Source organism: Pseudarthrobacter adonitolis, from assembly GCF_055412845.1.
Genome location: NZ_JBVAYW010000002.1, coordinates 382,600 through 396,838 on the forward strand (window position 1 = coordinate 382,600; position 14,239 = coordinate 396,838).

Below are 14,239 nucleotides of genomic sequence, written 5' to 3' on the forward strand. Positions count from 1 at the left end.
TTACTTGGCGACGGTCTTGGCCTCACCCACGATGCCCTTCACCGCCGTGTCATAGTCGGCGGCCGCCTGCTCCGGGGATTTCGCCCCGGTGATCACCGCTTCCGTGGCCTCCTGGACGGCCGCCGAGATCCGTGGGTAGTCTGCGGTGGCGGGCCGGTAGTGTGTGACGGCCACAAGCTCGGAAACGTCCTTCACAAACGGGTTGGCCGCTTGGTAGCCGGAATCTGCGGCGACATCCTTCCGCACGGCTATCTGGGAGCTGGCGATGTTGAACGCCAGGGAGTTCTTCTGGTTCAGGGCCGTGGCGAGGAACTCAAACGCGAGGTCGGGGTTATTGGTCTCCGCCCCGACCGCCAGGGTCCAGCCGCCGGACATGCTGACGCCGCCGGGCGCCTGGCCGTTCTGGGTGGGGAAGGCCGTCACGCCCATGTCCTGCCCGTACTCGGCCCATTCGTAGCTGCCGCCCTTCTGCCAGAAGGACGGCGTGTAGGAACCCTCCACGGTGGCGCCCATCTTGCCCTGCGGCAGCCATTCCCCGAAGACCTTCTTCCACACATTCGCGTCGAGGGCCTCTGCCGGCGAGACGGCCAGTCTTTCGTCGTAGAGGGTCTTGAGGAACGCCAACGAGTCGTTGAACCCTTGGGAACCCACTACCCACTTCTTGGCGTCGGCGTCGTAGAGCTCGGAGTCCGTTCCGTAGAGCAGTTCGTAGAAGCCCTGCATCACGGTGCCTTCACCGGTGGCCTTGCCGGCGTACATGTTGAATGGCACCACGCTGGGATCGCTGGCTTTGATTTTCCGGGCGGTGTCCAGGATGTCCTGCCAGGTGCGGGGCTCCCACGGGACGCTGACGCCCGCAGCGGTGAGCACCTTTTTGTTGTACCAGATACCGCGCGTGTCGGTGCCCAGCGGGACCGCGTACGTGCCGCCGTCGTCCCCCAGACCGGCCGCCTTGGCACCGTCATCGAAGGTATCCCAGTCCGTCCAGCCTTCCAGGTGGCTGTCCAGCTTCAGGAGGTAACCGGCGTCGACGTCGGAACGGACTTTGAAAGTGTCCTCGTAGAAAACGTCCGGGGCTGTTGAGGGCGAACGGAGGGCAAGGGCAAGCTTGGTGCCGTAGTCGTCGTCGTTCGCCTGGATGGGCTCCAAGGCAACCGTGACGCCCTGGTTGGCCGCCTCGAACTCCTGTTTGGCCACCTGGAAAAGAGTGTCCAGGGCGGTGAAGGAATCGGTCTTCTGGTAGACCACCTTCAGTGTCGTGGTCTCAGCTTCGGGAGTGCTCGGGGAACACCCCGTCAGCGCAAAGCCCGCTGCAGCGAAGAGTGAAGTGATTTTCAGGGTCCGACGCATGGTGCTCCATTCAGTCAATGGCTGCCGTGCCCTGTATTTGCGGGCCCCAGCCGCGGCGATATCCACATGCTAGATGGGGCTCCTGCCACTGGCAAGGAGCCCCGGTTCAGACGTCCGGCTCAGACATCCAGGAGCAGCCGCTGCGCCCGGGGCGCCAGTGTATGCTCCAGGACCAGGCAGGCAGCTCCAATGGCGCCCACGTCCTCACCGACTCCCGTGCCGACAACCTCGATGGTGTGGATCAGGCGGGCCGCGCTGTTGGCGTCCACCAGCGCCGGGATCTTTTCCAGGTAGCGGTCAGCGATCCGGCTCCAGTAGGGTCCGCCGAACACAACCCGTTCCACGTCCAGCGTGTTGGTGACCACGGAGACGGCCCGGGCCACCAGCACGGCTGACTTGTCGATGATGGCCAGGGCCTTGGCGTCGCCGGCATCGGCGAGGTCGCACAGCTGCGCGAAGCTCTGCTGCACTTCGGCTCCGCTGGTGTGCTTTCCGGAGCCGTTCAGGATGCCCGCGGCAACGGCCTCCGCTACAAGCGCCTGCGGGATGGCCGAGGACTTCACGCAGCCGCGCAGTCCGCAGTCGCAGCCCGGTCCATCGGGATCCACCACAATGTGGCCGATCTCGCCGGCGTTTCCTGATGTTCCGCGGACCACTTCATCGTTGAGGACGATGCCGCATCCGATGCCTGTACCCATGTACATAAAGATGAAACTGCCCGAGCCGCTGGGCCCGCCGGCCCATGTTTCGGCGACGGCGGCGCTGGTGACGTCCTTATCCACCAGGACGGAATAGCCGGTGGCCTTGGCCAGGGCGTCCCGAAGTTCCACGCGGTCCCAGCCCGGCAGCAGCGGCGGATCCACCACGGTGCCATTGTCCAGGTCGATGGGTCCCGGAGCGGCCAGGCCCAGGCCGGCGATCCTGCTCGTGTCCACGCCGGACTCGGCGACCAGCTGTTCGATCTCGGTGGCCATCGTGGACATCACGGCGGCAGGATCATTCCCGCCGGGTGTTTTGATCCGTGAATGCTGTACGACGGCACCCACGAGGTCCAGGACCACAAACGTGGTGACGGCGGGGTCCAGGTGTACGCCGATGGCATACATGCCAGCCGGGTTGAGGCGCAGCATGGTGCGGGGTTTGCCGGGGCCGCTGCCTTCCTTGCCCGCCTCGACGATCAGGTGCTGGTCCAGGAGACGGCGGGAGATGTTGGAGATCGTCTGCGGCGAGAGGCCAACAATCTGGGCGAGCTCCACGCGGCTGAGTCCACCGGATGCCCGGCGGATGGCATCCAGGATGACCGTGAGGTTAAAGTCCCCCATGCGGGGAAGGTTGGTCCCGCGCCGTGGCGCCGAGGACTGGCGGATTTCTGGCACGGTCTCCCCTAGGTTGTCGGCCGCGTACTCATATTGTCTGAATCGTACGTTACCCGCTGATCAACGCCCAGAGCCGGAGGTGGGGCCGCGACGCGGCCGGGGCGCCCGCTTGCCGTGCAGTCACGCCCACGGCCGCCTGGTGCTGGCCGCCACTGTGAACTTCGGATTGCTGCCCTTCACCGTGGTGGGACCCACCAGCCGCTCCAGCGCCGGGAGGTACTGCAGGTGCCGGTTGAAGACCGTCCACAGCTCACCGCCCGGAGCCAGGACCCGGGCTGCCGCCTCGAAAAGTTTGATGCCCGCGCCGGCATGGACACTGGCGCCCAGGTGGAAGGGCGGATTCAACAGGACCAGGTCGGCGCTTCCGGCGGGCAGGGTGCTCATGGCGTCATCCTGCAGTGCGGTGATCCGCTCCTCGAGGCCGTTGGCCCGCGCCGTGGCCTGGGCAGAGGCGACGGCGGCTGCGGAGCGGTCCGTGGCCGTGACCTTTGACGCCGGGTTCTGGCGGGCGTACATGGCGGCGAGGATGCCGGTGCCACAGCCCAAGTCGATGGCGTGCCGGGCGTGCGGCATCTCCGGCAGGAAGGTCAGGAGGAACCTGGTCCCGATGTCCAGTTTTGCTCCAGCAAAGACGGCACCGTGCGCAGCCACGTCCAGGTCCAACTCGGCAAGGCGTTCGACGGCGGGACTCCACTCGTGCGTCTCAGTTTGCCGGGCGTCGCGGGCCAGGATGATGCGCGACTTCTGCCGCGCCAGCTGCGGCTGGACCGTCTCGAAGCGGCGTTCCAGGACGGCATTCATCCCCAGGGACATGTGCTTGATCCGCCCGCCGGCGAGCAGCACCACGCCTGGGGCGGCATGACGCGCTACGGCGGCTGCGATTTCTTCAAGCTCCGCCAGCGTCCGCGGCAGTTGAAGCAGCACCAGGTCCGCACCGGACAGCAGCTCCTCCCCCAGCGGCAATTGTTCGAACCCCGCGGCGTCAACGGCTCCGGGAGCCGCGGCTTCGAAGCCCAACGCCGCGGCGTTGTTGCTGAGCGCGCGCTCCCCCGTGATGAGATCCTCGTGCACGCGGACCCGCCGGACCCCCAGAGTGCCCAGCGCACCGAGGGTGATGGCGCCGTAGCGGTCGCCGATCACTGTGAGCCGTGTGTCCGGTTCCAGGCGGGCTGCGGCGGCTTCCAGCAGCAGCCGGTCTGTGGCGTCCCAGGCCTGAAGGTTCTGGGCTTCGACGTCCGGGTGGCGCCGGAGCGTACCGAAGATGTCCTCAAGTTTGTTCTGTGCCAAGGGTTCCTGCCGTCTGCTCAGTGCTGGTTGTTGATGCGGTTGGTGCGTAAGTGCGGGGCGTTTGAGGATGGCGGTGACGGCTGCCCGGCCCGCCCGGTTTGCGCCGATGGTGGACGACGACGGTCCGTAACCCACCAGATGGACGCGCGGCTCCGCTGCCACCTGGGTCCCCTCCATGGCAATACCGCCGCCGGGTCCCCGGAGGTGCAGCGGCGCCAGGTGTTCGAGCTCGGCACGGAATCCGGTGGCCCACAGGATAACGTCGGCACGGAGCAGGCTCCCATCGGTGAGCCGGACGCCGTCGGGCTCTATGGCGATGAACATGGGACGACGTTCCAGCGCACCCCGTTGTGCTGCCGCCCGCAAGGCCGGCGTCCAGATGAGGCCGGTCACGGCCACCACGCTTTGCGGCGGCAGGCCCTGCCGGACCCGTTCGGCCACAAGGGCCACGGCGTCGTGGCCGGCCTGGGCATCGAACGCGGCGTTGCGCCAATCCGGTTCCCGCCGGGTGAACCAGCTGGTGCTGGTGACCTGCGAGACCTCGTCCAGCAGCCCGACAGCGGAAATGCCGCCGCCCACCACGATGACGTGCAGGTCGCGGAACTCCTCGGCGGAGACGTAATCGGCCACGTGCAGCTGCCGGCCCCTGAACGCGGCGCGGCCCGGATAGATGGGCCAGAACGGCCTGGTCCATGTGCCGGTTGCATTGATGACAGCCTTCGCTGACCAGTGGCCGCTGTCGGTGGTGATCCGCAGGCGTCCTGCCGGATCGGCGTCTTCCCTGGCGACGGAGGTGACCTTGACCGGGCGCAGGACCTCAATCCCGAGGTCTCGCTCGTATCCGGCGAAGTACCGGCTCAGGAATTCCGAGCTGGGTTCCGCGGGGTCCACGTCAGGCTTCGCGATGCCTGGAAGGTCGCTGATGCCGTTGACCGTGGCCATCACCAGGCTCTTCCAGCGGTGGCGCCAGGCGCCGCCCGGGCGTTCCTCGGCGTCGAGGACCTTGTATTCAACCCCCCGGCGCTGCAAGTGGTAGGCGGCGGAGAGTCCCGCCTGGCCCGCGCCGATGACCACAACGTCGGTGGTTCCGTTGTCCACGCACTTGGCCGGGTTCCGCTAGACCTTCTTCACCACGGAGGATTTGAGCTGCATCGGCCCCACACCGTCCACTTTGCAGTCGATGTCGTGATCGCCCACGCCCTCCATGAGCCGGATCCCGCGGACCTTGGTGCCTACCTTGATAACGCCGGAGCTGCCCTTGATTTTCAGGTCCTTGACCACCGTGACGGTATCACCGTCGGCGAGGATGTTGCCCACGGCGTCCTTAATGACCCGCGGCCCGGCCTCTGCCGTCGACTCCGCTGCCTCAGCGGACCACTCGTGGCCGCATTCCGGGCAGACTAGGAGCGCACCCATCTCGTAGGTGTAGGCGCTGGAGCAGTCGGGGCACGGAGGCAACGTCTCATTCACTCCCCCATGATAATCGCGCGGCTGCGCTGACAGGCGCGCGCCGCCGTCGTACTGTTGGGCCTAGGCGGAAGAAGGGCGAGGACCATGACAACGGAAAAAGGGGCAGCGTCGCTGCTGGCAAACGCTCTGGGCATCGTCCTGGGGACGGCGGAGATACCGCTGCGGCTGCGTGCATGGGACGGTTCCGAGGCGGGGCCGCCCGACGCCCCTGTCCTCGAATTCAGGTCACGCCGCGCCCTGCGCCGGATCCTGTGGTCGCCCGGGCAGCTCGGGCTAAGCCGCGCCTACGTAGCCGGGGACATCAACGCCCCCGGCGACATCTTCGCGGCCTTCACGGCGCTCAGTTCCGTGGGGAAGTTTTCCGAGCCCGGCCCCTTCCGGCCCCTGACTCCGCGTGAACTGGCCACGCTGGTCAGTTCGGCCGTCCGGCTGGGCGCGCTGGGTCCCAACCCTGCTCCGCCGCCGGAGGAAGCAAAGGTCACGCGGAAGGGCCGGCTCCACACCCGGCAGCGCGACGCCGCGGCCATCTCGCACCATTACGACGTCGGCAACGACTTTTACGCCCTCGTGCTGGGACCGTCAATGGTCTACTCGTGCGCTGTGTGGGCGGATGGACCCGACGGCGGCGGCGGCGGCGCCCCGGCCGGCCGCGGCCTTCCAGCCGGACTGGAAGACGCGCAGAAGGCCAAGCTGGACCTCGTCTGCAGGAAGCTTGGGCTCAAGCCCGGGATGAGGGTGCTGGACGTGGGCTGCGGCTGGGGCAGCTTCGCGTTGCACGCGGCGCAACATTACGGCGTCATTGTGGTGGGGGTGACGCTCTCCACGGAACAGGCCGTGCTGGCGCGCAAACGCGCAGCCGACGCCGGCCTGACCGAAAACATCGACATCCGAGTCCAGGACTACCGGGATATCTCCGACGGACCATTCGACGCCATCAGCTCCATCGGCATGTCCGAACACGTGGGCCGGGAACAGACACCCCACTATGTCGAGGTGCTGCACGGCTTACTCCGTCCCGGCGGCCGGCTGCTCAACCACGCCATCTCGTGGAACGCCGGCCCCACCGAGCCGGACCCGGATTCGTTCATTCCGCGCTACGTCTTTCCAGACGGCGAAATGATCAGCCTGGGCGAGATGGTCAGCGCTCTGGAGACCGGCGGGTTCGAGGTGTTGGACGTGGAGGCCCTGCGTCAGCACTATGCCCTGACCTTGCGGGCCTGGGTGCGCAGGCTCGAAGAAGACTGGGACGAAGCCGTCCGGCTCACCAGCCTGGGCCGGGCGCGGGTCTGGCGGCTTTACATGGCCTCAAGTGCCCTGGGCTTTGAAACCGGTATCACGGGCGTCAACCAGATCCTGGTCCAGCGTGCCGGCGGGGACGGGCCGCCGCTGCGCCGGACTGACTGGACCTGAGCGCTCACTACTCGCGCGGTCACTACTCTGGAAACAAAAAATGAGCCGCCCAGCCGGGTGGCTCATTTTTTGTGGACCTGCGTCCTGTTTGGTGGAGCTGAGGGGACTCGAACCCCTGACCCCCTGCATGCCATGCAGGTGCGCTACCAGCTGCGCCACAGCCCCAAACTTGTACTCCTCCGCGGTTCAGACCGCCCGAAGCAACCTGATTAGCTTAATGGAAATCTTCGCGCGGCGCCAATCGGGAGGGGCTTTTTCCTGCAATAAAAAAATCCGCCGGAATCTTTCGATTCCGGCGGATTATCCGGTGGAGCTGAGGGGACTCGAACCCCTGACCCCCTGCATGCCATGCAGGTGCGCTACCAGCTGCGCCACAGCCCCGGACCTTCGTTACTCCGCAGTCTCCCCGGAGCAACTCAAATATCTTAGACCAGCGTTTCCGAAAATTCCAAATCGGGCATATTCGGCCGGCCAGGCCCGCTATTCGGCGTCGGAAGCCGCCGTCGCCCTGGCTGACGAGTCGTCGCCCAGCTGCAGGTCAACTACCGGGCAGTCCTTCCACAGGCGCTCCAGGGCGTAGAAAACGCGGTCCTCTTCATGCTGGACGTGGATGACGATGTCCGAGTAGTCCAGCAGTACCCAGCGTCCGCCGGAGCGGCCTTCCCGGCGTACCGGACGGAGGTCCTGCTTGGAAAGTTCTTCTTCAATGCCGTCAACGATGGCGTTGACCTGGCGCTCGCTCGGCGCGGATGCGATGAGGAAAACGTCGGCCAATGCCAGGCGTTCGCTGACATCGAGGGCCACGATATCGTGGGCAATCTTGTCAGCGGCGGCTTTGGCGGCTTGGCGGGCAATGGCTATGGATGAATCTGATGCAGTCATGGGACTCCTTGTAGTTTTCTAAAGCTTCGTAAGAGGGCGTTGCCTGGTCAGCTGGAGATGCCGCTGACGATGAGGATGACGCCGGAAATAAGGGCCACGATCCCAAACGTCAGGACGAGAACCTGCATAAGCCTGAGCCGCTTCGCGCGGGCCAGGCCTGCCGTTGCCGCATCCAGCGGCTCCAGCCCATGCGCTGACCGGGCCGGGATGCGTGGCAGGTCATCGAACAGATCGTCCGGCTCCCCCCCTGGCATATCGGCCACGACCGGCTGCACGGGCACGACGCGCTTCGATTCCGCGGCCGCCTTGGCAGCAGCTTCCGCACGGGCGATAACCCGGGAACGGCCCGAAGCGGCTGCCTGTCCAGAACCCGCGGCTGGCGCCTTTGACGTAGTGGACGGCCGGCGGCCCTTGCCGCCAGGCCGGACCTTAAATCCGGGCTGGGTCACCACCGGTACATAGGAGGTCGCTGGGGGTTTCATCACAGGACGGTCGACGCCGGGCACCTGCACGAATTCCAGCGGCGTCACCATGGCCAGGTTGTCGGCGGTGGCCGGGCCCTGGGGAACGGACTGGGTGGCCACGGCCTGCGTATTTGCAGCCAGCATGGGTGCTGACACTGGCTGTGCAGGGACGCTCTGCGCGGCAGGGGCGGCCTGCTCGGCCAGCTTCTGCTTGGCCATCGCCCGGCGGTTGAGCACCGCCGCACGCTCGGCCAACGCGATCTGTTCCGCAAGAATGTCCGGATCCACCGCTTCGGGGTCCATGGAGGCGATGTGTTCCATCTTGGCCAGTTGGTTCTTGGCCTGCTCGGCAATAAGTGTGCGGGCCGCGAGTGCCTGCTCCACGCTCATGCCATCCGGGACGCCCTTGGCATTGGCCGGAACAGCGGCCTGGGCCTTTTCGGATCCGGCGGTGCCGTGGCCTGGCTTCATTGGGCCCGGCTTGGCTTGGCCTGGTTTGGCCTGACCTGGTTTGGGTTGGCTCGGCGCAGGTTGGCTTGGCAGGGGCTGCCCCATGGGGGCCGGAATGATGGGATTGGCCGACGTGACGGCCTGTTCCTTCAGCTGCTGGAGCCGTAACTGCCTGCGGGTGGGAGGGCCGCCGGCGGATAGCTGGCCCTCTTTCTCCTCAAGTTCTTTGATGGCACGGAGCGCCGCGCGGTCGCGCGCACGGATCTGCGAGGACCGCTGCGCCTGGGACTGCTCGGGGACAGAGTCCACGGGGGCGTCAGCCGCTCGCCGTTGTTTTGAGGCAGGCGAAACCTGGCCCGGGCCGTTGGACCCGGGAGCCGTGTTCTCATCTCTGGCCTGCCGCAGTTCGCGGCGGCTGCGGACGGGGGGCTGTTCCTGACTCATTGAGGACTCATTCAGTACTGGCTGGCTCGTCTGTTTGGGTAGTTCGGACGTCCTGGGGATCTGATCCCTCGGCGTACAGACCATATTTGGCGATGTATTGGACCACTCCGTCCGGCACGAGGTACCAGACGGGGTTGTTCCCGGCTACGCGGGCGCGGCAGTCCGTGGACGAGATGGCCATGGCGGGCACCTCGAGGAGGCTGACGTCTTTGCGGCCCATGCCATCAAGCACATGTCCCGGCCGTGTCACGCCGACAAAATGGGCCAGGGACCACAGCTCATCAATGTCCTTCCAGGACAGGATCTGCGCCAGTGCATCCGCACCGGTAATGAAGAACAGATCCGCATCCGGACGCTGGGTCCGGAGATCCCGCAAAGTATCAATGGTATAGGTGGGACCGGGCCGGTCAACATCCACCCTGCTGACGGTGAAGCGGGGGTTCGATGCCGTGGCGATCACCGTCATAAGGTAGCGGTGCTCAGGCTCGCTGACCTGCTTGTGCGACTTTTGCCACGGCTGTCCCGTGGGGACAAAGACCACTTCATCCAGGCCGAACTTGGCGGCCACTTCGCTGGCTGCAACAAGGTGGCCGTGGTGGATGGGATCAAACGTCCCGCCCATCACGCCCAGCCGCAGCCGCCTTTGCGCACCGTCATGGTGCAGAACACGCGAAATGTCAGTGGCCTTGGCCGTGGTCGTGCTTGTTGGGGTGCTGGCGGTGCGGATCGGCGTGCTCGTCCGTTACGGTGTGCCGGTTGCCCAGGTTGGAGTAGGAGAGCGTGACGAACATCAACACCAGAAGGATGGCGAAAATGGATATGCCGAAGACCCACGGCTCAGCCCACAGCGGAGCGAGTTCGTGTTCTCCGCCTTCGGCAACGGTCATGGCTATCTGCTGGAGCAGCATTTTCTCCCCTAAGGTTCAAGGATGTGGCAGCGGATTGTCCCGCCGTTCCGGACTTCTGTCTATATTACCGCGTTGCTACCCGCGGACCTGGCCCTCGCCCTGCACGATCCATTTAGTAGTGGTGAGCTCAGTCAGTCCCATCGGGCCGCGGGCGTGCAGCTTTTGCGTGGAGATGCCAACCTCGGCACCCAGGCCCAGCTCGCCGCCGTCGGTAAACCGCGTGGACGCGTTGACAATGACAGCGGCCGAGTCAACCTCAGCAATGAACCGCTCAGCGTTGGCGAGGTCGTTGGTGAGGATCGCCTCGGTGTGGCCGGTGGACCAGGTCCGGATGTGCTTGACGGCGTCATCCAGGCTGTCCACCATGGCCACGGCGAGGTCCAGGTCCATGTACTCGGTTCCCCAGTCCTCATCCGTTGCCGGCTCGGACTCAACGGATGAAGGAAGTGCTGCACGGACGCGCTCGTCGGCGTGGAGGGTGACTCCGGCACCACGCAGCGCGGCGGCGACGGCGGGCAGCACGGTGGACCGCGAATGGACCAGCAGGGTCTCCACGGTGTTGCAGACGCTGGGCCGCTGGGTCTTGGCGTTCAGCAGGATCTCCACCGCCATGTCCTCACTGGCAGATTCGTCGATGAAGATATGCACGTTGCCCTCGCCGGTCTCGATGACAGGCACTGCGGCGTTCAACACCACGGACTGGATCAGATCCCGGCCCCCGCGCGGAATCAGGACATCAACGCGCCCGCGGGCCCGCATCAGCGCGTTCGCGCCTTCACGGCCGTACTGGTCCACTGTCTGCACGGCATCGGCGGGCAGCCCGACGCCGTCCAGGGCTTCGCGGAGAACCTGAACCAGGGCTTCGTTGGTGGCTGCAGCGGCGGTGCCGCCACGGAGGATAACGGCGTTGCCGCTCTTCAGCGCAAGGCCGGCGATGTCCACGGTGACGTTGGGCCGGGCCTCGTAAATGGCTGCGACGACACCCATGGGAACGTTTACCTGACGCAGGCGGAGGCCATTGGGGAGGGTCTGGCCGCGGACCACGTTGCCAACCGGGTCAGGCAGGTTGGCCAGGTTCTCCAGTGCATCCACAAGTCCGGTAATGCGGGCGGCTGTCAGCGTCAGCCGGTCCAGCATGGCCAAGGAGGTGCCGTTGGCCTTGCCGGCGGCAACATCCTTGGCGTTGGCGGCCAGGATCTGGTCCTTCCGCGCCAGCAGGGCAGCGCCGATGGCGCGCAGGCCACGGTCCTTCCAGGCCCGGTTTGCCCTGGCCATCCGGCGGGCCGCGTGCCGTGAGCGATCGGCAATTGCGTGGACAGCAGCCTCGACGTCCCCCGGCGACAGCGGGACAACTGATGCAGGCGCTTCCGGGGCAGCGGGAACGGCAGTCTTGTCCCCGGAAATCGCAGCAGTGTGGTGGGTCATTGCCTCAGTCATGATCCAAGTTTAGGCGAGCCGCGGGCTCAGACCAGTACCAGGTCGTCAACGTGAACAACTTCACGGTCAAATCCGCGGCCCAGCGCCTTGCCCAGTTCCTTGGTGGACCGTCCCAGCATCTGCGGCAGTTCCGCCGCGGAGTAGTTGACGAGGCCCCGGGCAATCACCGTGCCGTCGGCACTGACCATTTCGACGGCGTCGCCCGCCTCAAAATCGCCGTCAACCGCCGAGATGCCGGCCGGAAGCAGCGAGGTGCGGCGGTGGCACACGGCCTTGACGGCGCCGTCGTCGAGAAACAGCCTGCCATGGACGGAGGCAAGGTGCGCAAGCCACAGCAACCGGACCGGCTTGCGGGCGCCATTGACCTTGAACCAGGTGCCAACGTCCTCGCCGGCCAGCGCGGCGGCGGCGTTGGCGGTGGAAGTGACCAGGGCGTGGATGCCCGAGCCGGCCGCTATGGTGGCGGCTTCCACTTTCGTGGTCATGCCGCCGGTTCCCACGCCGGCCTTTCCCGCCTTGCCGATGGTCACGCCGTCGAGGTCATGCGGACCTTCCACGAGCGCAATCCGCTTGGCGCCGTGCGACGGCGGACCGTCATACAGGGAGTCGACGTCGGAGAGCAGCACCAGCGCATCGGCGCGGACCAGGTGGGCCACCAGGGCAGCAAGGCGGTCGTTGTCACCGAAGCGGATCTCGTGCGTGGCCACGGTGTCGTTTTCGTTGACCACCGGAAGGACGCCAAGGTTGAGGAGCCGGTCCAAGGCACGGAAGGCGTTGGTGTGCTGGCTCCGGCGCATCAGGTCATCGGCGGTGAGCAGCACCTGGCTGACGGTCACGCCGTGGGCGCCGAACGCCTGGGTATAACGGGCCATGAGCAGCCCCTGGCCCACGCTGGCCGCCGCCTGTTGCGTAGCCAGGTCCCGTGGCCTCTTCGCGAGGCCCAGCGGTGCCAGGCCGGCCGCGATGGCGCCGGAGGACACCAGGATGATCTCGGTCCCGGAGTTCCGCTTGGCTGCCAGCGCATCGGCGAGGGCCGTCAGCGATTCCTCCGAGATGCCGCCTTTGATACTGGTCAGCGACGACGAGCCGACCTTAACAACAATCCTGCGGGCATCCGAGAGTACGCTGCGGTCCGCGGTCCGCTTGCGTGGGACCGCGGTGACGGCGTTACTGGTCATCTTCTGCGCCCAGTCCACTCTCCTTGACCGGCATGGCGGCGCGGCGGCTGCTGACCGATTCGGTCCAGATCCCGGCCTTGCGCTCGGCCTCGAGCTCGGCGCGGGCGGCGGCCTTGGCCTCGCGGCGTTCGACCTGCTCGTCCCGCTTCTGCCCGCGAGTGGGCCGGTCGCCGATGTCGGCGAAGCGGACGTCGGTGCCACGGGGTGCCGCCAGCAGTTCGGCACCGGCCATCATGGTGGGCTCCCAGTCGAAGACAACGCCGTCGTCCTCGCCTATCACCACGGTGTCGCCAGGCATGGCGCCCTGCTTGAACAGTTCGTTTTCGACGCCGAGCTTGGCCAGGCGGTCCGCGAGGTAGCCGATGGCTTCCTCGTTGGTGAAGTCGGTCTGCTTGACCCAGCGCACGGGCTTGTCGCCCAGGACGCGGAACAGCGGTTCGAGGTTCTTCTCCTCGCGGCGGATCTTGAAACCGGACTCGTTGACGGCGCGGGGCCGGAGGATGGGCGGCTGGACCTTCGGCGGGGCAGCGGCGAGGGTGTCACGGGCGGCCTGGACGATTTCCGCCATGGCGAAGCCCAGTTGACGGAGACCCTCGTGGCTGGTGGCCGAGATCTCGAAGACCCTGTAGCCACGGGATTCCAGTTCGGGGCGGACGAATTCAGCCATGTCCTTGCCGTCCGGGAGGTCCACCTTGTTCAGGGCCACCAGGCGCGGGCGGTGATTCAGCGGGACCACCTCACCGTCGGTACCCGCGTAGCTCATGTCCACGGCGTACTTTTCCAGTTCGGCCTCGATGATGGCCAGGTCTGAGAGCGGGTCGCGGTCCGATTCAAGCGTGCCGCAGTCCAGCACGTGCACCAGGGCGGCGCAGCGCTCCACGTGGCGCAGGAAGTGGTGGCCAAGCCCCTTGCCTTCGCTGGCGCCCTCGATGAGGCCCGGGACATCGGCAATGGTGAAGCGGACATCGCCGGACTGGACAACACCCAGGTTCGGGATCAGCGTGGTGAAGGGGTAGTCGGCGATTTTGGGCCGCGCGGCGGACATGGCCGCGATCAGGCTGGATTTGCCGGCAGAGGGGAAACCCACCAGCGCGATGTCGGCGATGGACTTCAGTTCCAGTACAACGTCGCTGGCATCACCCTCGATGCCAAGGAGCGCGAACCCCGGGGCACGGCGCTTCTGCGAGGACAGCGAGGCATTGCCCAGGCCGCCAAGGCCGCCGGCGGCCGCCACATATTCGGCGCCTTCGCCGACAAGGTCAGCCAGGACTGTGCCGTCCTTGGCCTTGACCACGGTGCCGTCGGGCACGGGGAGGATGAGGGTCTCACCGCTTTTGCCGCCGCGCCAGTCGCCCATGCCCGGTCCACCGTTGGTGGCGTGGCGGTGCGGGGCGTGGTGGTAGTCAAGCAGCGTGGTGGTCTGGTGATCAACGCGCAGGATGACGTCGCCGCCGTCGCCGCCGTTGCCGCCGTCGGGACCGCCCAGGGGCTTGAACTTCTCCCGGTGGACAGAGACACAGCCGTGGCCGCCGGTACCGCCGGATACGTGCAGTACTACCCGGTCTACAAAGCTCGCCACGTGG

General features: G+C 66.4%; 12 protein-coding genes, 2 tRNA genes and 1 pseudogene. 1 reads left to right on the top strand and 14 read right to left on the bottom strand.

Features of this window, described 5'->3' with window-relative positions; translation table 11 throughout:
* The 5 genes and pseudogenes from ACZYZ4_RS04375 to ACZYZ4_RS04395 all read right to left on the bottom strand — a co-directional run bounded on the left by ACZYZ4_RS04375 (window position 1) and on the right by ACZYZ4_RS04395 (window position 5,483).
* Window positions 1-1,350, bottom strand: a complete 1,350-nt coding sequence (locus ACZYZ4_RS04375; RefSeq protein ID WP_463858515.1) for an extracellular solute-binding protein — start codon at window positions 1,348-1,350, stop codon at window positions 1-3.
* A gap of 119 nt (window positions 1,351-1,469) precedes the next feature.
* A complete protein-coding gene (locus ACZYZ4_RS04380; RefSeq protein WP_463858638.1) occupies window positions 1,470-2,672 on the bottom strand; it encodes an ROK family transcriptional regulator in 1,203 nt (400 codons plus the stop codon).
* Window positions 2,673-2,846: 174 nt separating this feature from the next.
* Window positions 2,847-4,013, bottom strand: a complete 1,167-nt coding sequence (locus ACZYZ4_RS04385) for a class I SAM-dependent methyltransferase (RefSeq protein WP_463858640.1) — start codon at window positions 4,011-4,013, stop codon at window positions 2,847-2,849.
* A gap of 48 nt (window positions 4,014-4,061) precedes the next feature.
* Window positions 4,062-5,111: pseudogene (locus ACZYZ4_RS04390) on the bottom strand (FAD-dependent oxidoreductase); the annotation flags it as partial.
* 18 nt (window positions 5,112-5,129) lie between these two features.
* A complete protein-coding gene (locus ACZYZ4_RS04395; RefSeq protein ID WP_463858516.1) occupies window positions 5,130-5,483 on the bottom strand; it encodes a zinc ribbon domain-containing protein YjdM in 354 nt (117 codons plus the stop codon).
* A gap of 84 nt (window positions 5,484-5,567) precedes the next feature.
* On the opposite strand from ACZYZ4_RS04395, the gene ACZYZ4_RS04400 reads away from it, so the two are divergent.
* Window positions 5,568-6,893 carry a class I SAM-dependent methyltransferase gene (locus ACZYZ4_RS04400; RefSeq protein WP_463858517.1) on the top strand — a complete coding sequence of 442 codons (1,326 nt, stop codon included), beginning with the start codon at window positions 5,568-5,570 and terminating at the stop codon, window positions 6,891-6,893.
* 89 nt (window positions 6,894-6,982) lie between these two features.
* On the opposite strand, the gene ACZYZ4_RS04405 is transcribed toward ACZYZ4_RS04400, so the two are convergent.
* From ACZYZ4_RS04405 to obgE, 9 genes are all read right to left on the bottom strand, one after another.
* A tRNA-Ala gene (locus ACZYZ4_RS04405) sits at window positions 6,983-7,058 on the bottom strand.
* A gap of 143 nt (window positions 7,059-7,201) precedes the next feature.
* Window positions 7,202-7,274 (bottom strand) — tRNA-Ala (locus ACZYZ4_RS04410).
* A 99-nt stretch (window positions 7,275-7,373) separates the two neighbouring features.
* Window positions 7,374-7,775: a ribosome silencing factor gene (gene rsfS / locus ACZYZ4_RS04415; protein WP_463858519.1), complete on the bottom strand. Its 402-nt coding sequence runs from the start codon at window positions 7,773-7,775 to the stop codon at window positions 7,374-7,376.
* 47 nt (window positions 7,776-7,822) lie between these two features.
* Window positions 7,823-9,133, bottom strand: coding sequence for a hypothetical protein (locus ACZYZ4_RS04420; RefSeq protein WP_463858520.1), 1,311 nt, complete (start codon window positions 9,131-9,133; stop codon window positions 7,823-7,825).
* Between the two features lie 7 nt (window positions 9,134-9,140).
* Window positions 9,141-9,755 carry a nicotinate-nucleotide adenylyltransferase gene (nadD, locus tag ACZYZ4_RS04425; protein ID WP_463858642.1) on the bottom strand — a complete coding sequence of 205 codons (615 nt, stop codon included), beginning with the start codon at window positions 9,753-9,755 and terminating at the stop codon, window positions 9,141-9,143.
* 55 nt (window positions 9,756-9,810) lie between these two features.
* Window positions 9,811-10,041: a hypothetical protein gene (locus tag ACZYZ4_RS04430; protein ID WP_463858522.1), complete on the bottom strand. Its 231-nt coding sequence runs from the start codon at window positions 10,039-10,041 to the stop codon at window positions 9,811-9,813.
* Between the two features lie 75 nt (window positions 10,042-10,116).
* Complete coding sequence (locus ACZYZ4_RS04435; protein WP_463858524.1) at window positions 10,117-11,478, bottom strand: glutamate-5-semialdehyde dehydrogenase; 1,362 nt, start codon at window positions 11,476-11,478, stop codon at window positions 10,117-10,119.
* 26 nt (window positions 11,479-11,504) lie between these two features.
* A complete protein-coding gene (gene proB / locus ACZYZ4_RS04440) occupies window positions 11,505-12,656 on the bottom strand; it encodes a glutamate 5-kinase (protein ID WP_463858526.1) in 1,152 nt (383 codons plus the stop codon).
* Window positions 12,646-14,235, bottom strand: a complete 1,590-nt coding sequence (gene obgE / locus ACZYZ4_RS04445; RefSeq protein ID WP_463858527.1) for a GTPase ObgE — start codon at window positions 14,233-14,235, stop codon at window positions 12,646-12,648. The genes proB and obgE overlap by 11 nt, the downstream gene beginning before the upstream one ends.
* Window positions 14,236-14,239: the final 4 nt, after the last annotated feature.

Excerpts from the sequence above, each read along its gene's own strand:
- ACZYZ4_RS04400 (WP_463858517.1), top strand. The coding sequence starts at position 5,568 with ATGACAACGGAAAAAGGGGCAGCGTCGCTGCTGGCAAACGCTCTGGGC.
- proB (WP_463858526.1), bottom strand. The coding sequence starts at position 12,656 with ATGACCAGTAACGCCGTCACCGCGGTCCCACGCAAGCGGACCGCGGAC.
- ACZYZ4_RS04375 (WP_463858515.1), bottom strand. The coding sequence starts at position 1,350 with ATGCGTCGGACCCTGAAAATCACTTCACTCTTCGCTGCAGCGGGCTTT.
- nadD (WP_463858642.1), bottom strand. The coding sequence starts at position 9,755 with ATGGGCGGGACGTTTGATCCCATCCACCACGGCCACCTTGTTGCAGCC.
- ACZYZ4_RS04435 (WP_463858524.1), bottom strand. The coding sequence starts at position 11,478 with ATGACTGAGGCAATGACCCACCACACTGCTGCGATTTCCGGGGACAAG.
- ACZYZ4_RS04380 (WP_463858638.1), bottom strand. The coding sequence starts at position 2,672 with ATGGGGGACTTTAACCTCACGGTCATCCTGGATGCCATCCGCCGGGCA.
- rsfS (WP_463858519.1), bottom strand. The coding sequence starts at position 7,775 with ATGACTGCATCAGATTCATCCATAGCCATTGCCCGCCAAGCCGCCAAA.
- ACZYZ4_RS04430 (WP_463858522.1), bottom strand. The coding sequence starts at position 10,041 with ATGCTGCTCCAGCAGATAGCCATGACCGTTGCCGAAGGCGGAGAACAC.
- ACZYZ4_RS04420 (WP_463858520.1), bottom strand. The coding sequence starts at position 9,133 with ATGAGTCAGGAACAGCCCCCCGTCCGCAGCCGCCGCGAACTGCGGCAG.